The following is a 17339-nucleotide window of genomic DNA, read 5'->3' as shown; positions in this document are numbered from 1 at the left end:
ACCCTCGACCGGACCGAGCGATCATCGTTGACCACGGAGCGTGCCGACCCTCAGGGTCGGAGCAGCACCGCCGCGGCCCCCTCGCGGCGACGAGGAGGCCAGCCACGTGTTCGACGCCCACCCGGTCCGGCGTGACCCGTTCGCCCCGCTGCTGCGCAGCGACTTCGCCGCGCTGCTGCGGCGGCACGACCGCGAGGGCCTGGCGACGCACGCCGTCCCCACCGCGGGCGCGCCGCAGCCGATGACCGTCTTCGACGACGGCCGCACCCGGATCAATCTGGGCACCAACAACTACCTCGGCCTGGCCGGCGACCCGCAGGTGGTCGAGGCCGCGGTGGGCGCGCTGCGCCAGTACGGCACCAGCGCCGCCGGCAGCCGCATGCTCAACGGGACGACGCGGCTGCACCTCACCCTCGAGCAGGAGCTCGCCGAGCACTACGGCACCGAGGACGCCGTGCTGACCTCGGCCGGGGTCAACGCCAACCTCGCCGTGCTGTCGACCAGCTGCGCCCCCGGCGACGTGCTGCTCGTCGACGCCCACGCGCACGCCAGCCTGCACGCCGCCGCCGCGGCCAGCCGGGGCACCGTCGCGCGCTTCACCCACAACTCCGCGGCCTCGCTGGAGCGGCGGCTGACCGCGCTGGACCCCGAGGCCGGCGCGGTCGTGGTCGTCGACGGCGTCTACTCGATGAGCGGGGAGTCCGCCCCGCTGGCGGCCATCGCCGGCCTGTGCCGGCGGTTCGGTGCCCGGCTGGTCGTCGACGAGGCGCACGGGCTCGGGGTGCTCGGCGAGGGCGGCCGCGGCGCCGCCGAGGAGGCCGGGGTGCTCGACCGGGTCGACGCGGTCACCGTCGCGTTCAGCAAGTCCCTGGCCAGCGTGGGCGGGGCGGTGATGACGTCGCGGGCCGTCGCCGAGGGCATCCGCTGCACCTCGATGCCCTACGTCTTCAGCGCAGCCAACGACCCGTCCGCGGTCGCCGCGGCGCTGGCCTCGCTGCGCGTCCTGCGCCGCGAGCCCGAGCGGATGCAGCGACTGCGCGACAACGGCGAGCTGCTGCGCCGGGTGCTCACCGAGTGCGGCGCCGCGCCGCTGCCCGGCCGGGGCGCGGTCATCGCCGTGCCCACCGGGGAGGACGAGGTCACCCGCGCCGCCTGGGCCGCCGCCCACGACGCCGGTGTCTACACGAACGCGGTCGTGCACCCGGCCGTGCCGCGGGGCAAGGGCGTGCTGCGGCTGGCGGCGATGGCCACCCACACCGAGGAGCAGCTGGTGCGCGCCGGCGAGATCGTGGCCGCCGCCGTCCTGGCCACCCGCGCGCCGGCGCGCCGCCGCGACGTCGCCGCCATGGCCTGAAGGGAGGGCCACCCTCCTCCCACACCTGGCAGGCCCGGTGCGGGCCCCTGGAGGGTGGCCGGCCGACCGGACCGGCCCCCGTCGGGCAGGATGACGGCGTGACCTCCTCTGGGACCCTCATCCTGCTCCGCCACGGCGAGAGCGAGTGGAACAAGGCCAACCTGTTCACCGGCTGGGTGGACGTCGAGCTGTCGGAGAAGGGCCGCGCCGAGGCCGCCCGCGGCGGCCGGCTGCTCGCCGAGCACGACGTGCTGCCCGACGTCCTGCACACCTCGCTGCTCAAGCGGGCGATCACCACCGCCGAGCTCGCGCTGGCCGCCGCCGACCGGCAGTGGATCCCGGTGCGCCGCTCTTGGCGGCTCAACGAGCGCCACTACGGCGCCCTGCAGGGCAAGGACAAGGCCGCCACGCTCGCCGAGTACGGCGAGGAGCAGTTCATGACCTGGCGCCGCAGCTACGACACCCCGCCGCCGCCGATCGAGGCCGGCAGCGAGTTCAGCCAGGACGCCGACCCGCGCTACGCGGCCCTGCCCCCGGAGGTGCGGCCGGCCACCGAGTGCCTGGCCGACGTCGTCGTCCGGATGCTGCCGTACTGGTACGACGCGATCGTGCCGGACCTGCGCGCCGGGCGCACCGTCCTCGTCACCGCGCACGGCAACAGCCTGCGGGCGCTGGTCAAGCACCTCGACGGCATGGGCGACGCGGAGGTCGTCGGGCTCAACATCCCGACCGGCGTCCCGCTGCGCTACGACCTGGACTACGACCTGCGCCCGGTCACCGCCGGCGGGCAGTACCTCGACCCCGACGCCGCGGCCGCCGCCATCGAGGCCGTCAAGAACCAGGGCAAGAACTAGGAGGGCCTCGTCGCCCCGCGACGAGGCCTGAGCACGACGAAGGCCCCACCCGCTCGGCGGGTGGGGCCTTCGTCGTGCTCAGTGGCTCTCGGCGGCGGGGGTGCTGAGCGGGCGCTCGCCGGTGACCAGGTAGACCACCCGGCGGGCGACGCTCACCGCGTGGTCGGCGAAGCGCTCGTAGTAGCGGCCCAGCAGCGTGACGTCGATGGCGGCCTCGATGCCGTGCGGCCACTCCTCGCTCAGCAGCTCGCGGAACATCGACTTGTGCAGCTGGTCCATGACGTCGTCCTCGGCCTCGAGCTCGACGGCCGCCTCGACGTCCCGCTTGGCGATCACCGTGCCGGCCTTGGCGACCAGGTTCTCCGCGACGTGCCCGGCCTCCAGGAAGATCGGGCGCACCTCCTGCGGCACGGCGTGCTCCGGGAAGCGCATCCGGGCCACCTTGGCGATGTGCTCGGCGAGGTCGCCCATCCGCTCGAGGTCGGCCACGATCCGCATCGCGGTGGTGATGGCGCGCAGGTCGGTGGCGACCGGCTGCTGGCGGGCCAGCAGGGTGAAGCAGCGCTCCTCGATGCTCTCCCGCACGGCGTCGATCCGCTCGTCGCCGGCGATGACCAGGTCGGCCAGGGCCACGTCGGCGTCGAGCAGGGCGGTGGTCGCCGTGCTCATGGCCGAGCCCACCGAGTTGGACATCTCCACCAGGCAGGCGTTGATGTCGTCCAGTTCCTCGCGGTAGCTCTCGCGCACGGTCGGTTCCTCTCATGGCGTCGTCTACGCCCAGGTGGCGCCGGACGGCGGTGACGCTCCCCAGCTGCGCGCGCCCAGGGCCGGGCACGACACGGATGTCCCGAGGGTAGAGACCGCCTCGCGGGTCCGAGGCGGCTGGCCGGTGAACGGGCTGGTGCGCGGCGGTGAACAAATCGCCCGCCGGGGTGGTGGTGATCACCTGTGTGGTCGGAGAGCGGGCCGTCCGTGCCTACCATCGGCGCTGTGGACCCGTTGGTCGCCCTGCTGGTGGGCCTCGTGCTCGGCCTGCTGCTCACCGCGACGGTGGCAGTGGCCGTGTGGTCCCCGCGCGCCCGGCAGCGGCGGGAGGCCCGTCGCAGCGGGCTGCGCGCCCCCAGGGAGGCCGACGACCGCGGTGAGCTGCGCCCCGAGGAGGAGGGCGCGCTCGCCCGCCGGCTGCTGGACCTGATGGACCCCGCGGTCATCGTGCTGGGCCCCGACGACGCGGTGCTCGTGGCCAACCCCTCCGCCCGGGCGCTGGGCATCCTGCGCGGCGACCGGGTGCTGGTGCCCGGCCTGGTCGAGGTCGCCCGCAACGTGCAGCTGACCGGCAGCCGCCGCTCCGACGTCGCCCTGCCCGGCGACCTCGTGGGCACCGGGCCGCGGATGGTGGGCGTGCACGGCATCCGGCTGGGCACCGGGCCCGTCGTCCAGCCCGGCCCCGTGGCCCTGGTGCTGCAGGACGTCACCGAGGCCCGCCGGGTCGAGGCCGTGCGGCGCGACTTCGTCGCCAACGTCGGGCACGAGCTGAAGACGCCGGTCGGCGCCCTGGCGCTGCTGGCCGAGGCGGTGCAGGGCGCGGCCGACGACCCGGACACCGTGCAGCGCTTCGCCGCCCGCATGCAGCACGAGGCCGACCGGCTGGCCCGGCTGGTGCGCGAGCTCATCGACCTCTCCCGGCTGCAGGGCGCCGAGCCGCTGCCGGAGCTGGTGCCGGTCGCGGTCGGCACCGTCGTCGCCGAGGCCGTCGACCGCACCCGCGCCGCCGCCGCGGCCAAGGACATCCAGCTCGCCGTCGCCGCCCAGCCCGGCCTCGTCGTCCGCGGCGCCGAGGCACAGCTGGCCACCGCGCTCACCAACCTGCTGGCCAACGCCGTCGCCTACAGCCCGCCGGACACCACGATCGCCGTCGGCGCGCGGGCCCGGTCCGGGTTCGCCGAGATCGCCGTCACCGACTCCGGCATCGGCATCCCGCGCTCGGACCGCTCGCGGGTCTTCGAGCGCTTCTACCGGGTCGACCAGTCCCGGGCCAGCGCCACCGGGGGGACCGGTCTCGGCCTCGCGATCGTCAAGCACGTGGCCAGCAACCACGGCGGCTCGGTCACGGTGTGGAGCGAGGAGGGCCTGGGCTCGACGTTCACCCTGCGGATCCCGCTCGCCGCCGGCGCCGAGGAACCTTCCGACCAGGCTGCACCCGAGCGCCCGCCGGTCCCGCCGCTGCACCCCGGCAGGGGCGGCGACGCCACCGGCGTCGAGGCCCCGGAGAACACAGACCACGGCCCCGCAGGGGCTGCGAGGAGAGGACGGCAATGACCCGAGTGCTCGTGGTGGAGGACGAGGAGTCCTTCTCCGACGCGCTGTCCTACATGCTGCGTCGGGAGGGCTACGACACCGTCGTGGCCGCGACCGGCACGGACGCGCTCGTCGAGTTCGATCGGGCCGGGGCCGACATCGTACTGCTGGACCTCATGCTGCCGGGCCTGTCCGGCACCGAGGTCTGCCGGTCGCTGCGGGCCAAGAGCTCCGTGCCGATCATCATGCTGACCGCCAAGGACACCGAGATCGACAAGGTCGTCGGCCTGGAGCTCGGCGCCGACGACTACGTGACCAAGCCCTACTCCGCCCGGGAGCTGGTCGCCCGCATGCGCGCCGTGCTGCGGCGCGGCGCCGAGGCCGAGCCCTCCACCGAGGCGACCCTGGCCGCCGGCCCGGTCCGCCTGGACGTCGACCGGCACGTCGTCGCCGTCGACGGGGCGCCGGTCTCGCTGCCGCTCAAGGAGTTCGACCTGCTCGAGCTGCTGCTGCGCAACGCCGGCCGGGTGCTCACCCGCGGCCAGCTCATCGACCGGGTGTGGGGCGCGGACTACGTCGGCGACACCAAGACCCTCGACGTCCACGTCAAGCGGCTGCGCGCCAAGCTGGAGCCCGACCCGGCCAACCCGCGCTACCTGGTGACGGTGCGGGGGCTGGGGTACAAGTTCGAGGCTTAGTGGGACTGTCGGCCTCCGGCCTCCCACCGCGGCCACGTGCGGGGTCGTCCTGCGCTGAGCCGTTCCCGTCAGGCCGGAGGTGGACCCTGCGGGCCCGCCGTCCGGCCTGACCGCCTGCGGCGTGACCCGTCGCCCCGGAGGTGGACCCTGCGGGCCCGCCGTCCGGGGCGACCACCGGTGGCAGTGACGGTGTCGTTGCGATCACTGCGCTGGCCGGCGCCTCCTGGCGCCGGCCACGTCACTTGCCGCGGCCGGTCTCTTCCTGGAGCTCGTCGATCTTGATCGAGGCGTCGGCCTTGCTGATGTCGTCGGGGACCTCTTCGCCGGCCTGGTGGGCCAGGGTGTTGAGGTAGCTCTTCTGGGCGCCGGTGGCGGGCTCGCCGCCGGTGACCCAGTCGGAGGGGTCCTTCTCGGCGGTGGGGTCGCCGGGCTGGCCGCTGTTCACAGGTGCGTTGGCTTCGCTCATGTGTTCGAAGTACCCCGCCCCGGAGTGCTCACACGCGCTGGTGGCAGGCGGCTGTCCGCTCGTCTGCCGGTCGGGCAGCCACCCGTGCGCGGGCCCGCTCCCAGCGGGAGCCGGTGGGGTGGACGTGCACCAGGTCGCACGGGCACGCCACGGCGAGGGCGACGTGGGTCGGGTGGTCGGTCACCGACCGCACGTGCCGCTCGGCCACGAGCTCGTCGGTGCGGGTGACGGGCAGGTGATCAGGAGCATGCCCCGACCCTGGCCGCGCCGTGGCCGGACGGCGAGTGGCAGAGCTGACCGCGACCGCGTCACTTCTGCCATCGTGTGCGCCATGACGACGGCGAGCGAGCCCCTGGTGGTCAGCGTGGTGGTCGACGACGGCCTGGTCGGTGGCTTCGGGCTGGGCGTCGTGGCGGAGTTCTTCGGCTACGACCGCCGGGCGATGGGCCTGCCGCGGTTCGACTTCGCGCTGGTCGCGCCGGTCCCGGGCGTCGTCCGCACCGACACGGGCATCCCGGTCCTGGTCGAGCACGGGCTCGAGCGGCTCGCCGTCTCCGACGTCGTGCTGGTCACCGCGTGGGAGCTCGTGGACGCCGTCCCGACGCCGCAGCTGCTCGACGGTCTGCGGGCCGCGCACGCCCGCGGCGCCACCGTCATCAGTTCCTGCACCGGCGCCTTCGTGCTCGCCGCGGCCGGCCTGCTCGACGGGGCGCGGGCCACCACGCACTGGCGCTTCGCCGGTGAGCTCGCCGCCCGCTACCCGGCCGTGCGCGTCGACCCGGCGGTCCTCTACGTCGACAACGGCCAGGTCATCACCGGCGCCGGCACCGCGGCCGGCGTCGACACGCTGCTGCACCTGGTCCGCCGCGAGTGGGGCGCGACCGCCGCCAACGCGCTGGCCCGGGAGATGGTCGTGCCCCCGCACCGCGACGGCGGGCAGGCCCAGTTCATCGACACCCCGGTGGCCCGCTGCGAGGACGACCTGCTCGGTGTCGTCCTGGACTGGGCGCGCGCCCACCTAGCCGAGGAGATCAGCGTGCCGCTGCTGGCCCGCCGGGCCCTGATGAGCCCGCGCAGCTTCGCCCGCCGGTTCAAGGCCACCACCGGGACGACGCCGCACGCCTGGCTGCTGGCCCAGCGGCTGGCCGCGGCCGAGGCGCTGCTGGAGGGCAGCGACGCCCCGGTGGAGGAGATCGCCCGACTGGTGGGCTTCGGCACCGCGGCCGGGCTGCGTGAGCAGTTCACCCGGCGCCGTGGGGTCTCCCCGCGCGCCTACCGGCAGACCTTCCGCCCGGGTGCCGGCTCAGCCGGGACGGCGGCGGTGCAGCTCCACGGGCACGGGCCGGGGGCTGGCCGGGTGCGGCGCGACGAGGCCGGCGTCCAGGCGGGCCTCGGTCAGCCGGCGTAGCTCGGCATAGGCCGCCGGCCCGAGCAGCGCGGTGAGCTCGGGGCCGTAGGTCTCCACCAGCGGCTCGGCCGCGACGTGCGCGGTGGGGGACCCGGTGCACCACCAGTGCAGGTCGTGCCCGCCGGGGCCCCAGCCGCGCCGGTCGAACTCGCCGATGCTGGAGACCAGCACGCGGGTGTCGTCGGGCCGGTCGACCCACTCCTGCTCACGGCGCACCGGCAGCTGCCAGCACACGTCGGGCTTGGTCTCCAGCGGGTGCCGGCCCTGGCGCAGCGCCAGGGCGTGCAGCGCGCAGCCGGCGCCGGCGGGGTGCCCGGGCCGGTTGAGGAAGACGCAGGCGCCGTCGACGACCCGGGTGCGCAGCGCCTGCTCGGCGGGCTCGCCGTCGGCCGGCTCGTCGAGGGTGTCCGGTTCGGTCCAGTCGTCGCGGCCGGGCGCGGTGCCCGGGTGCCGCTGCCAGTCGGCGGGAGTGAGGTCGGCCACGGACGCCTCGACCCGCTCCAGGTCGTCGGTGTCGGTGAAGAAGGCGCCGTGGTTGCAGCAGCCGTCCTCGGCGCGCCCGGCCACCACGCCGGCGCAGCCGCGGCCGAACACGCAGGTCCAGGCGCTGGTCAGCCAGGTCAGGTCGGCGCGGACCAGGTGCTCGGGGTCGGCCGGGTCGAAGAACTCGATCCACTCGCGGGGGAAGTCCAGGCCGACCTCGGAAGGCGGGTCGACGGCGGTGCTCGGGTCCACCGGGGCAGCGTAGTGACCGGACCCCCTCCCGCTCACGCCTCGTTCCGCTCGGCGCGAGCCCCTGGAGGGGGCCAGGCAGACTGGCGGCATGCGACTCGGGGTTCTGGACGTCGGCTCCAACACGGTGCACCTGCTGGTGGTGGACGCGCACCGGGGTGCCCACCCCACGCCGATGCACGACGACCGGTCGGTGCTGCGGCTGGCCGAGCACGTGGGCGAGGACGGCAAGCTCTCGAAGGCGGGGGAGAAGACGCTGCTCAACGCGGTGCTGCGGGCCAAGCAGCAGGCGGCCGAGCAGCGCTGCGACGAGCTGCTGGCCTTCGTCACCTCGGCCATCCGGGAGGCCGACAACGGGGCTGCGGTGCTCCGCCGGGTGCGCGAGCAGACCGGCGTCGACCTGCAGGTGCTCACCGGTGAGGACGAGGCCCGGTTGACCTTCCTGGCGGTACGGCGCTGGTTCGGCTGGAGCGCGGGCCGGCTGCTGGTGCTCGACATCGGTGGCGGCTCGCTCGAGCTCGCGACGGGCATCGACGAGGACCCCGACGTCGCCCTGTCGGTGCCGCTGGGCGCCGGCCGGATGACCCGGCGCTTCCTGCCCGACGCCGAGACCGGGGGCCGCCCCGACCTCAAGGCGCTGGCCGCCCTCGAGGAACACGCCGCCGACGTCCTGGCCCCGGTCGGCAGGAAGCTGCGCGCCGCCGGCGAGCCCGACCTGGTGGCCGCCACCTCCAAGACCTTCCGCACCCTCGCCCGGCTCGCCGGCGCCGCGCCGTCCGGGGCCGGGCTCCGCACGCCCCGCGGGATGACGGCCACCGGGCTGTCGCAGGTGCTGGGCTTCGTCTCCCGGATCGAGTCCACCGCGCTGGCCGAGCTGCAGGGCGTGTCGGCGCAACGCGCGCACCAGGTCCCGGCCGGTGCCGTCGTGGCGCAGTCCGCGATGCGCGCCGTGGACGTAACGTCTGTCCGGATCTGCCCGTGGGCACTGCGTGAGGGAGTCATCCTCCGCCGGATGGACCAGCTGGAGGGAGCCTGATGTCGCAGCCCGACTCGGGGGAGTACAGCGTCCGCTCGCTCGCGGAGATCCTCCGCGAGCACGGCCTGGAGAGCGAGCTCGGCACCCGTCCGGGCCGCCGCCGCCGCCCCGGCGAGGACGTCGAGTCCACCGGCCGTTCGGCGCGTGTCGAGTCCGCCCCGCGGACCCCGCGGGCCGACCCCCCGGTGCGCCCGGTCGCGGCGCGCGCGGCGGCCCAGGCGCAGGCCCGGGCCCAAGGGCAGGCACCGGCCGCGCGCCCGGCGTCCCGTCCGGCGGGCCAGGCCTGGACGCCGGCCCCCGAGCCCTCCTCCCGCCCGGCCGCCGGCCTGGCCGGTCCGGTCGCGCCCGCGCGCACGCCCGCCGCCCGGACGCCGGACCCGGCTGCGACCTCGGCCTCGCTGCCGGCCGCCCGGGACCTCGACGACCGCGACGGCCCCGCCGGCACCGGCCGGTTCGGTGGCCGGTCCGACGTCGCGCCCCCGCCGGTGCGCACCGGCCGGCGCAAGAGCGACGCGGAGACCGCCCAGCCCGCGGCCGAGTCGCCCGCGCTGTTCGGCACCGGGCCCGCGACCTCCGCGGTCCGCCCGTCGACCACCGGCTCGACCGCCCTACCCGACAGCGTCGAGCGGGCCCGCCGCGCCGCGGAGCACCCGGTCACCGGCCCGATCCCCGTGGTCACCGCGGCCCAGCTGGCCGCGGCCGACGCCGAGCCGCTGACCGGCCGGCAGGGCGCGCTGGCCTGGGCGCGCTTCGTCGGCGAGCTCGTGGTCGCCCTCGCCGTCGGCATCGGGCTGTACTTCGCCTTCACCGTGCTGTGGGGCGTCCTGCCCTATGTCGCGATGGTGGTGGCCCCGCTGACCATCACCGGCCTGGTCGCCGGCGTCTACGTCTGGCGGCAGCGGCACGGGGAGGGGGCGCCCGGCGTCCCACTGCTCGCGGTCCTGCTGCTGGCCGGCACCGTGCTGACCATCGCCCCGGCCGCCGGGCTGCTCGCCGCCGGCTGAGCCGGCGGCGAGACCCCGGGTCAGCGGGCGACTGCTCGACGTCGGCCTCGACGAGCACCCACGGGGCGTGGCAGATCGCGGCCACCGGCTCGCCGGCGTCGGACAACGCCTGCACGAACGCCGCCGCGGCCGGCTCGGCGCGCACGAGCTGACCGGCGACGCCGCCGGGCAGCACCAGGCCGTCGTGGACCGCGGGGCCGGCGTCGGCCGGGGCGACGTCGACGGGCTCGATGTGCTGGTGGGCGGTGACGCTGCCGGCCGCCGGGCCGACCAGCTCGGGCTGCGCCCCGCGTCGACGAGCGCCTGCCCGGGCTGCTCGAGCTCGACCTGCCCCACGCCGTCGGTGGCGAGCACCGCCTCCCGCGTGCCGTCCCGCTCTCCGGACATCGGCCGCGTCCACCCCGGCCTCCGACCGCACACACCGCCGGGCACTACGGTCGCGGTCATGATCGCGGGAGCGGGTCGCAGCGGGCTGGCCGTCATCGGGGGCGGGAAGATCGGCGAGGCGCTGCTGGCCGGGCTGGTCCGGCGGGCGGGCAGCGCGGCCGGCCTGGTCCTGGTGGGGCGCAGCCCGGAGCGCACCGCCGCCGTCGGCGCCCGCTACGGGGTGGAGGTCGCCGACCTGGCCACGGCCGCGGCGCGCTCGCGGGTGCTGCTGATCGCGGTCAAGCCCCAGGACGTCGACGTCCTGGTCGAGCAGCTGGCCCCGCACGTCGGCCCCGAGCACCTGGTGGTGTCGGTGGCGGCCGGGGTGCCCACCGGCCGGATCGAGGCGGGGCTGCCGGCCGGCACCCCGGTCGTGCGGGTCATGCCCAACACCCCGGCGCTGGTCGAGGCGGGGATGAGCGTGCTGTCGGCCGGTGCGCACGCCACCGACGCGCACCTGGACGAGGCCGAGGCGCTGCTGTCCTCGGTCGGCGCGGTGCGCCGGGTCCCGGAGAGCCAGCAGGACGCGGTCACCGCGCTGTCGGGCAGCGGGCCGGCCTACTTCTTCTTCCTCGTCGAGGCGATGATCGACGCCGGCATCCTGCTCGGGTTGCCGCGCAGCCTGGCCGCCGACCTGATCGTGCAGACCGCCTACGGCTCGGCCGTGATGCTCCGGGAGTCCGGCGAGCACCCGGTCCAGCTGCGCGAGGCCGTCACCAGCCCCGGCGGGACGACGATCGCCGCCGTCCGGGAGCTGGAGCGCCACGGGGTGCGGGCGGCGCTGATCGCCGCCCTGGAGGCGGCCCACGACCGTTCGGTGGAGCTGGGCCGCGCGGCCGACTGAGCACCCGGACCGCTTCTGCAGCGGTCCGGCGTCACCCCGCTCCGGCTTCCCGTCACGCTGTGCGACGAAAGGGGCGGTGAGACCCACCCACCCCACCGTTCCCACGGCTCCCGTTGCGCGATGCACCGTTCGTCCCACCCGGCTCCAGGTGAATCACACGTGTGTGGTTATCCCCAGAATCCTGTGGACGGGCCCTGTGTCGGACGAGTCGACTTGGGGACAACACGCCGTCACGGAAGGGTCACTCGGTGTCTCTGTCCACTTGTGCCCAGGACGGACCGGTCCGCCTGTCCGTTTCACCCATCGCTTCCGTCACTCGGGTCGCTCTAGGGTCTTTTCCAGCACGAACGTGACACGCCCGCCGGTGGGGAAGCCGGTGGCAACGGAGCGTGCTGACTACGGAGATGAACGACGTGACCATGCCCCAGCGCGCCACCATCCAGACCTCCCGTCCCGGCGTCCCGGCGCCGCGTCCGATGGGCCGGCCCATCTCGGCAGCCTCGATGTCGCGCCCCGTGCCCGCCGCCCACCCGGCCGCCGTGCCCGTCGGCCGCCAGGCCGCCGTCCCGGCCCCCCGCGCCGCCGTCGCCTTCCTGACCGTCGCCGAGGTCGCCGCCCTCATGCGCGTCTCGAAGATGACCGTCTACCGCCTCGTCCACGGTGGCGAGCTCTCCGCCGTCCGCGTCGGCCGTTCCTTCCGGGTGCCCGAGCGCGCCGTGCACGAGTACCTGCGCGACGCCTACACCGACATCGCCTGAAGCACCTCCCGCCGGTCCGCGGCGGGGAGCCCGCGAGGCGGCCGTCCCGGTACGTCACCGTCCGGGTAGTCTCGTGCGCTGAGCGGCGCAGCCTCCCCGGTGGGGGCCCGCCGCGCACGAGCTGAGCACCTCGCTCGGTGTCCGGACGACGGATCTGCGGAACGACCTCGGTCCGCATCCCCGGACGCCGGCGATACGACGTCGGGAGCAGGACATGGGTTCGGTCATCAAGAAGCGCCGCAAGCGGATGGCGAAGAAGAAGCACCGCAAGCTCCTCAAGAAGACCCGCGTGCAGCGGCGCAACAAGAAGTGAGCTGACGCTCGTGCCGCCTGCGGTCGTCCTCGTCACCGGCGTCAGCCGGTGGCTGGGCGGCGCGCTGGCGGCCGAGCTCGCCTCCGACCCGGGCATCGACCGGGTCATCGGGGTGGACACCGTCCCCCCGGCCCCCGAGGTGCTCCGCCGCCTCGGTCGTACGGAGTTCGTCCGCGCCGACATCCGCAGCCCGCTGATCGCCAAGGTCATCGACTCGGCGTCGGTGGACACCGTCGTGCACATGAACATCAGCGCCTCACCGGCCGCGCCCGGTGGGCGGGTGTCGATGAAGGAGCTCAACGTCATCGGCACGATGCAGCTGCTGGCTGCCTGCCAGCGCTCGCCCCGGGTCCGCCGGCTGGTGCTCAAGAGCACCACGGCCGTCTACGGGTCCAGCCCGCGCGACCCCGCGGTCTTCACCGAGACGATGCAGGCCCGCCGTGTCCCCTCCGGCGGCTTCGCCAAGGACAGCGTCGACATCGAGGGCTACGTGCGCGGCTTCGCCCGCCGTCGTCCCGACGTCGGCGTCTCGGTGCTCCGGTTCACCGACGTGATCGGCCCGCGGATCGACTCCCAGCTCGCCGCCTTCCTCCGGCTGCCCGTGGTGCCCACGGTCCTGGGGCACGACGCCCGGCTGCAGCTGCTCCACGAGGACGACGCGGTGGCCGTGCTGACCCGCGCCGCCACCGGTGACCACGTGGGCACGGTGAACGTCGCCGCCGAGGGCACGGTGCTGCTGTCGCAGGCCGTCCGCCGGCTCGGCCGCGTGCCGCTGCCGATCCCCGAGCCCGCGCTCGGCTCGGCCGGGCGGCTGACCCGGCAGGCCGGGCTGCCGCCGTGGTCGCCCGACCAGCTGCGGCACCTGGACGCCGGCCGGGTGGTCGACACCCGGGTGCTGCGCGAGGAGTTCGGCGCCACCCCGCGGTTCACCACCGCCGAGGCGCTGGCCGACTTCGGGCGCACGCTGTCGCCCGTGGTGCCGCCGGAGGTCGTCGCGACGGCCGCCTCCTCGGCGCGCGCGGCGGTCGGGCAGGTCGCACGCGGGGCCGCGGTGCTGGGCGACCTGGTCGCCACGCTGCGGGGCAGCCGGCAGCAGCCCGCCCCCTCGGTCCCGGGGCTGCGGGCGGTGCACGATGCCTGAGGCCCGGGTCATCCCGCTGCGCCCGGACGGCGAGCAGCCGCCCCCGCCCCCGGCCGCGCCGCCGGGCTGGGACGAGCAGCTGGCCGGGGTGCTGGACTTCCTGGCGCGCCGGGTCACCGGCGACTACGACACCGACGAGTTCGGCTTCGACCCCGACCTCACCGACCACCTGCTGCTGCCCGCACTGCGGCCGTGGTTCCAGCGCTGGTTCCGGGTCGAGACCCAGGGCCTGGAGAACGTGCCCGACGTCGGCGGCGCGCTGGTGGTGGCCAACCACTCGGGCACCGTGCCGGTCGACGCGCTGATGACGACCGTCGCCCTGCACGACGACCACCCCGCGGCCCGGCGGCTGCGGCTGCTCGGCGCCGACCTGGTCTTCCAGTACCCGTTCATCGGGGCGCTGGCCCGCAAGCTCGGTGTCACGCTGGCCTGCAACGAGGACGCCGAGCGGCTGCTGAGCGCCGGTGAGCTGGTCGGGGTGTTCCCCGAGGGCTTCAAGGGCGTGGGCAAGCCGTTCAGCGAGCGGTACACCCTGCAGCGTTTCGGCCGCGGCGGCTTCGTCAGCGCGGCCCTGCGCACCGGGGTGCCGATCGTGCCCTGCGCGATCGTGGGCGCCGAGGAGATCTACCCGATGATCGGCAACGCCCGCACCGCCGCGCGGCTGCTGGGGCTGCCGTACTTCCCGATCACCCCGACGTTCCCGCTGCTCGGCCCGCTGGGTGCGGTCCCGCTGCCGTCGAAGTGGTTCATCGCCTTCGGCGAGCCGATCGAGACCGCGTCCTACGGCCCGGCGGCCGCCGACGACCCGATGGTCGTGTTCAACCTGACCGACCAGGTCCGCGAGACCATCCAGCACTCGCTGTACCGCCTGCTGCTGCAGCGCCGCTCCGTCTTCAGCTGAACGGGCGCCCGGCCGGGCTCAGAAGGGCCAGCGCTGGTTGCGGCGCAGGGCGACCAGTCCGCCCACCACGCCGCCGGAGACCGCGGCCACCCCGACGGTGGAGCCGGTGATCTTGGCGGCCTTGCGGCCGGTGCGGAAGTCCTTGACCGTCCAGCCGCGGGAGCGGGCTACGGCGCGCAGCTCGGCGTCGGGGTTCACCGCGACCGCGTTGCCCACCAGCGTGAGCATCGGCAGGTCGTTGGTGGAGTCGCTGTAGGCGGTGCACCGGGACAGGTCCAGGTGCTCCTGCTCGGCCAGCGCCCGCACCGCCTGCGCCTTGGACTCCCCGTGCATCATCTCGCCGACCAGCCGCCCGGTGTACCGGCCGTCGACGATCTCCGAGACGGTGCCCAGCGCGCCGGTGAGCCCCAGTCGGTGGGCGATGATCGAGGCCAGCTCCACCGGGGTGGCGGTGACCAGCCAGACCCGCTGCCCGGCGTCGAGGTGCTGCTGGGCCAGCGCCCGGGTGCCCGACCAGACGCGGTCGGCCATCAGCTCGTCGTAGATCTCCTCGCCGGCGTCGACGATCTCCTGCACCGGTCGGCCGGCCACGAACGCCAGCGCGTTGTCCCGCACGGTGTGCATGTCGCTGGCGCTCTCGCTGCCGGCGATCCGGAACTTGGCCTGCTGCCAGACGAAGGAGGCCACGTCGCGGCTGGTGAAGTACTTGCGGGCGGCCAGACCGCGGGCGAACCAGAACAGCGAGGCGCCCATCATCATCGTGTTGTCGACGTCGAAGAACGCCGCCGCCGTGCGGTCGGGCTCGGGCGCGCTGTACTCGGTCTCCGCCGCGGCCGCGGACGCCGCACCGGCGACGAGCGCGCGGGCCTCCTCGTCCTCCAGCTCGACCGGGCTGCGGGCAGCCCGCCGCAGGAAGGGGACTCGCGCCACTCCGCACCACCCTCCGAGCCTCGGCTCCCGGTCCCGGCGACCCTAACGCCGCCGCCTGCTCAACCGCCGGAGGGCCGGCAGTCGACGGTGACCACCGGCGGGAGGCACACGCGCACGCCCGGCACGACCGGCGGCAGCGGGACCACGGCCCCCGGCGACGTCGCCGCCGGCGCGGAGCGGCCGGGCACCGGGGGCAGCGACACCGTGGGCACCGGCACGGACGGCGCGGGCACGGACGGCAGGGCCATCGACGGCGACGGCACCGACGGCGACGGCGACGGCACCGACGGCGCGGGCCGGCCCGGCAGCGTGGGCGCCGGCAGCGTGGGCGAGGGCAGCGCCGGCCGGGGTGCGCTGCCGGTCGGCCGCGGGACGGCGGTGACCGGCAGCCCGGCACCTGGCGCCCCGCCACCGGAGCCGGACTGCGCACCGGGCGAGGTGGGGGCGGACGGCGACGTGCGGGGCGCGCCGGTCGTCCGGCTCGCCGCCGAGGAGGCGTCCGGCTCACCGGTGGTCGGCGGTGTGGCGGACGGGGGCGCGCAGGGCGCCGGTCGCGGGCCGAGGGCGTCCGCGCCGTCGGTCGCGGGCCCGGCCGGGCAGGCCAGCGCCGCGCGCAGCGCGGCACCGCGGGCGGCCACCTCGTCGACCAGGCGGCCGGCGGCGGCGACGGCGTCCCGGGCGTCGGCCGGCACGGCGGGGGAGAGCGCGGTGAGCCCGGCGCGCTGCGCCCCGGCCCAGCCGACGAGCACCTCGACCGCGGCGGCGTCGTCCCGCTGGACCGCCGCGGTGGTCAGGTCCGCGGTGCCGTGGGTGGTCTGGGCGTCCATCGCGGCCAGGGTGTCGACGAGCAGGCCGGCGTCCGGGCCGGCCGCCCGCACGACCGGGCTCCCGGCCGTGGTCGGCGCGGCCGCGACGCTGACGCCGACCAGGTCGCCGGCCTCCTGCAGCCGGGTGGTCGCGAAGCCCAGCTCGGTGAGCCCGCGCTCGTCCGCGGCGGCCAGCGACAGCCGGGTCTGCTCGCCACCCCGCTTCACCGGGTAGAGCAGGTCGCCGGGCCGGGCGTCCTGCGACGCGGCGAGGACGCCGCCCAGCGCCGTGAGGGCGAGCGCCGCGCCGGCCACCCCGGCGACCAGCCGCGGACGACGGCGCCGCCGCTCCCCGGCCGCCGCGAGCAGCCGACGCACGCCGCCCGGCGCCGGGCCGGGGGTGCGGACGGCGGCCATCGCCACCAGCCGGCTGCGGGTGGCGGCCCGGTACGCCGGGTCCGGGACGGCGGCGTGCTCGTCGGCCAGCGCCTCGAGCCGGCGGAGCAGGGCGCCTTCGGTGGCGTCGCGCGGGGCGGGCCCGGACTGCCGCACCGTCACCGCACCCCCTCTCCCGCGCCGCACCGACGGCGCCGTCCTGCACCGGTCAACGAGAGGACGCGCGCCGTGGTCACGGGGTACCGCTGCGTGACCGATCGCACGCTCACTCCAGCCCCTCGGGCAACAGCGTGGCCAGCCGCCGCACGGCCCGGTGCTGCAGCGCCTTCACCGCGCCCTCCCGCTTGCCCATCGCCGCCGCCGTCTCGGCCACCGACAGTCCCTGCAGGAACCGCAGCGCCAGGCACACGCGCTGGTCCTCCGACAGCCGGGCGATGCCGGCGAGCAGCGCGGCGTTGGTCAGCCGCTGCAGCACCGCCTCCTCGGGGCCCTCGGTCGCCCGGTCGGCGTCCCGCATGTCGGCGGTGGGCACCTCCAGCCGGTACCGGCTGCTCTTCACGTGGTCGAGCACGATGTTGCGGGCGATGGTGACCAGCCAGGCGCCGACGTCGCGGCCCTGGAAGCTCAGCGAGTCGATCCGGCGCAGCGCCCGGACGAACGTCTCGCTGGTGAAGTCCTCCGCCGTGGCCCGGTCGCCGACCCGCGAGCACAGGAACCGGAAGACCACGTCGACGTAGCGGTCGTAGAGCTGGCCGAAGCCCTCGGCGTCGCCGGCCTGCGCGCGGCGCACGAGCTCCCAGACGTCGACCTGTTCGACGGCCGGCGGCGCGGGCGGGACCGGGGCGGGCGACGCGCGCGGCCGGGGCACCGGTGCCACGGCCGTCGGCGGGGGCGTCGGCGCGGCGGGAGGCGCGACCGGCCGGGCACGGGACATGCTGGTGTCGACCCCTCCCACCCCCGTCGAGCCGTCCGGC

General features: G+C 76.0%; 18 protein-coding genes and 1 pseudogene. 12 read left to right on the top strand and 7 right to left on the bottom strand.

Features of this window, described 5'->3' with window-relative positions; all coding sequences use genetic code 11:
* Positions 1 to 106: 106 nt before the first annotated feature.
* Together ACGBYP_RS08260 and ACGBYP_RS08255 are read left to right on the top strand one after the other, a co-directional pair.
* Positions 107 to 1354, top strand: coding sequence for an aminotransferase class I/II-fold pyridoxal phosphate-dependent enzyme (locus tag ACGBYP_RS08260; protein ID WP_411582873.1), 1248 nt, complete (start codon positions 107 to 109; stop codon positions 1352 to 1354).
* A 98-nt stretch (positions 1355 to 1452) separates the two neighbouring features.
* A complete protein-coding gene (locus tag ACGBYP_RS08255) occupies positions 1453 to 2208 on the top strand; it encodes a phosphoglyceromutase (RefSeq protein WP_411582871.1) in 756 nt (251 codons plus the stop codon).
* A gap of 78 nt (positions 2209 to 2286) precedes the next feature.
* Here the strand turns inward: ACGBYP_RS08255 and phoU are convergent, their stop codons facing one another.
* A complete protein-coding gene (gene phoU, locus ACGBYP_RS08250; RefSeq protein WP_411582870.1) occupies positions 2287 to 2955 on the bottom strand; it encodes a phosphate signaling complex protein PhoU in 669 nt (222 codons plus the stop codon).
* Positions 2956 to 3198: 243 nt separating this feature from the next.
* Here phoU and ACGBYP_RS08245 point away from each other — a divergent pair, with 243 nt between their 5' ends.
* Both ACGBYP_RS08245 and ACGBYP_RS08240 read left to right on the top strand, forming a co-directional pair.
* Positions 3199 to 4527: a sensor histidine kinase gene (locus ACGBYP_RS08245; RefSeq protein ID WP_411582868.1), complete on the top strand. Its 1329-nt coding sequence runs from the start codon at positions 3199 to 3201 to the stop codon at positions 4525 to 4527.
* Positions 4524 to 5204, top strand: a complete 681-nt coding sequence (locus tag ACGBYP_RS08240) for a winged helix-turn-helix domain-containing protein (RefSeq protein WP_411582866.1) — start codon at positions 4524 to 4526, stop codon at positions 5202 to 5204. The genes ACGBYP_RS08245 and ACGBYP_RS08240 overlap by 4 nt, the downstream gene beginning before the upstream one ends.
* A gap of 238 nt (positions 5205 to 5442) precedes the next feature.
* Here ACGBYP_RS08240 and ACGBYP_RS08235 read toward each other — a convergent pair whose 3' ends face one another.
* Positions 5443 to 5670 carry a DUF3072 domain-containing protein gene (locus ACGBYP_RS08235; protein WP_411582864.1) on the bottom strand — a complete coding sequence of 76 codons (228 nt, stop codon included), beginning with the start codon at positions 5668 to 5670 and terminating at the stop codon, positions 5443 to 5445.
* A gap of 331 nt (positions 5671 to 6001) precedes the next feature.
* Here ACGBYP_RS08235 and ACGBYP_RS08230 point away from each other — a divergent pair, with 331 nt between their 5' ends.
* Positions 6002 to 7078, top strand: a complete 1077-nt coding sequence (locus ACGBYP_RS08230; protein ID WP_411582862.1) for a helix-turn-helix domain-containing protein — start codon at positions 6002 to 6004, stop codon at positions 7076 to 7078.
* Here ACGBYP_RS08230 and ACGBYP_RS08225 read toward each other — a convergent pair.
* Positions 6974 to 7813: a hypothetical protein gene (locus ACGBYP_RS08225; protein ID WP_411582860.1), complete on the bottom strand. Its 840-nt coding sequence runs from the start codon at positions 7811 to 7813 to the stop codon at positions 6974 to 6976. The two genes, ACGBYP_RS08230 and ACGBYP_RS08225, sit on opposite strands and share 105 nt — an antisense overlap.
* 88 nt (positions 7814 to 7901) lie before the next feature.
* On the opposite strand from ACGBYP_RS08225, the gene ACGBYP_RS08220 reads away from it, so the two are divergent.
* Positions 7902 to 8846 carry a Ppx/GppA phosphatase family protein gene (locus tag ACGBYP_RS08220; RefSeq protein WP_411582858.1) on the top strand — a complete coding sequence of 315 codons (945 nt, stop codon included), beginning with the start codon at positions 7902 to 7904 and terminating at the stop codon, positions 8844 to 8846.
* Positions 8846 to 9850 (top strand): hypothetical protein, encoded by a 1005-nt coding sequence (locus ACGBYP_RS08215; RefSeq protein ID WP_411582856.1) that lies wholly within the window; start codon positions 8846 to 8848, stop codon positions 9848 to 9850. The genes ACGBYP_RS08220 and ACGBYP_RS08215 overlap by 1 nt, the downstream gene beginning before the upstream one ends.
* 97 nt (positions 9851 to 9947) lie before the next feature.
* On the opposite strand, the pseudogene ACGBYP_RS08210 reads toward ACGBYP_RS08215, so the two are convergent.
* Positions 9948 to 10250 (bottom strand): annotated as a pseudogene (locus ACGBYP_RS08210) (hypothetical protein); the annotation flags it as partial.
* Between the two features lie 45 nt (positions 10251 to 10295).
* Here ACGBYP_RS08210 and proC point away from each other — a divergent pair.
* The 5 genes from proC to ACGBYP_RS08185 all read left to right on the top strand — a co-directional run bounded on the left by proC (position 10296) and on the right by ACGBYP_RS08185 (position 14233).
* Positions 10296 to 11120 (top strand): pyrroline-5-carboxylate reductase, encoded by an 825-nt coding sequence (gene proC, locus ACGBYP_RS08205; protein WP_411582854.1) that lies wholly within the window; start codon positions 10296 to 10298, stop codon positions 11118 to 11120.
* A gap of 539 nt (positions 11121 to 11659) precedes the next feature.
* Positions 11660 to 11878: a helix-turn-helix domain-containing protein gene (locus ACGBYP_RS08200; protein ID WP_163609812.1), complete on the top strand. Its 219-nt coding sequence runs from the start codon at positions 11660 to 11662 to the stop codon at positions 11876 to 11878.
* Between the two features lie 214 nt (positions 11879 to 12092).
* Complete coding sequence (locus ACGBYP_RS08195) at positions 12093 to 12191, top strand: 30S ribosomal protein bS22 (protein ID WP_012854759.1); 99 nt, start codon at positions 12093 to 12095, stop codon at positions 12189 to 12191.
* 10 nt (positions 12192 to 12201) lie between these two features.
* Positions 12202 to 13332: an NAD-dependent epimerase/dehydratase family protein gene (locus ACGBYP_RS08190; protein ID WP_411582851.1), complete on the top strand. Its 1131-nt coding sequence runs from the start codon at positions 12202 to 12204 to the stop codon at positions 13330 to 13332.
* On the top strand, positions 13325 to 14233 hold the full coding sequence (locus tag ACGBYP_RS08185; RefSeq protein ID WP_411582849.1) for a lysophospholipid acyltransferase family protein: 909 nt from the start codon (positions 13325 to 13327) through the stop codon (positions 14231 to 14233). The genes ACGBYP_RS08190 and ACGBYP_RS08185 overlap by 8 nt, the downstream gene beginning before the upstream one ends.
* A gap of 18 nt (positions 14234 to 14251) precedes the next feature.
* On the opposite strand, the gene ACGBYP_RS08180 is transcribed toward ACGBYP_RS08185, so the two are convergent.
* The 3 genes from ACGBYP_RS08180 to ACGBYP_RS08170 form a co-directional block, all read right to left on the bottom strand.
* Complete coding sequence (locus ACGBYP_RS08180) at positions 14252 to 15163, bottom strand: HAD family hydrolase (RefSeq protein ID WP_411582847.1); 912 nt, start codon at positions 15161 to 15163, stop codon at positions 14252 to 14254.
* 59 nt (positions 15164 to 15222) lie between these two features.
* Positions 15223 to 16527, bottom strand: a complete 1305-nt coding sequence (locus ACGBYP_RS08175) for a hypothetical protein (RefSeq protein ID WP_411582845.1) — start codon at positions 16525 to 16527, stop codon at positions 15223 to 15225.
* Between the two features lie 103 nt (positions 16528 to 16630).
* Complete coding sequence (locus ACGBYP_RS08170) at positions 16631 to 17233, bottom strand: sigma-70 family RNA polymerase sigma factor (RefSeq protein WP_411582843.1); 603 nt, start codon at positions 17231 to 17233, stop codon at positions 16631 to 16633.
* Positions 17234 to 17339: the final 106 nt, after the last annotated feature.

Origin of the sequence: Modestobacter sp. SSW1-42, assembly GCF_046635825.1 — a bacterium.
In the GTDB taxonomy this organism is placed as follows: Bacteria; Actinomycetota; Actinomycetes; order Mycobacteriales; family Geodermatophilaceae; genus Modestobacter.
This window is presented reverse-complemented; position numbering and strand designations above follow the sequence as displayed.

Coding starts and splice junctions, on each gene's coding strand:
- ACGBYP_RS08240 (WP_411582866.1), top strand. CDS start 4,524: ATGACCCGAGTGCTCGTGGTGGAGGACGAGGAGTCCTTCTCCGACGCG.
- ACGBYP_RS08235 (WP_411582864.1), bottom strand. CDS start 5,670: ATGAGCGAAGCCAACGCACCTGTGAACAGCGGCCAGCCCGGCGACCCC.
- ACGBYP_RS08230 (WP_411582862.1), top strand. CDS start 6,002: ATGACGACGGCGAGCGAGCCCCTGGTGGTCAGCGTGGTGGTCGACGAC.
- ACGBYP_RS08220 (WP_411582858.1), top strand. CDS start 7,902: ATGCGACTCGGGGTTCTGGACGTCGGCTCCAACACGGTGCACCTGCTG.
- ACGBYP_RS08215 (WP_411582856.1), top strand. CDS start 8,846: ATGTCGCAGCCCGACTCGGGGGAGTACAGCGTCCGCTCGCTCGCGGAG.
- proC (WP_411582854.1), top strand. CDS start 10,296: ATGATCGCGGGAGCGGGTCGCAGCGGGCTGGCCGTCATCGGGGGCGGG.
- ACGBYP_RS08195 (WP_012854759.1), top strand. CDS start 12,093: ATGGGTTCGGTCATCAAGAAGCGCCGCAAGCGGATGGCGAAGAAGAAG.
- ACGBYP_RS08185 (WP_411582849.1), top strand. CDS start 13,325: ATGCCTGAGGCCCGGGTCATCCCGCTGCGCCCGGACGGCGAGCAGCCG.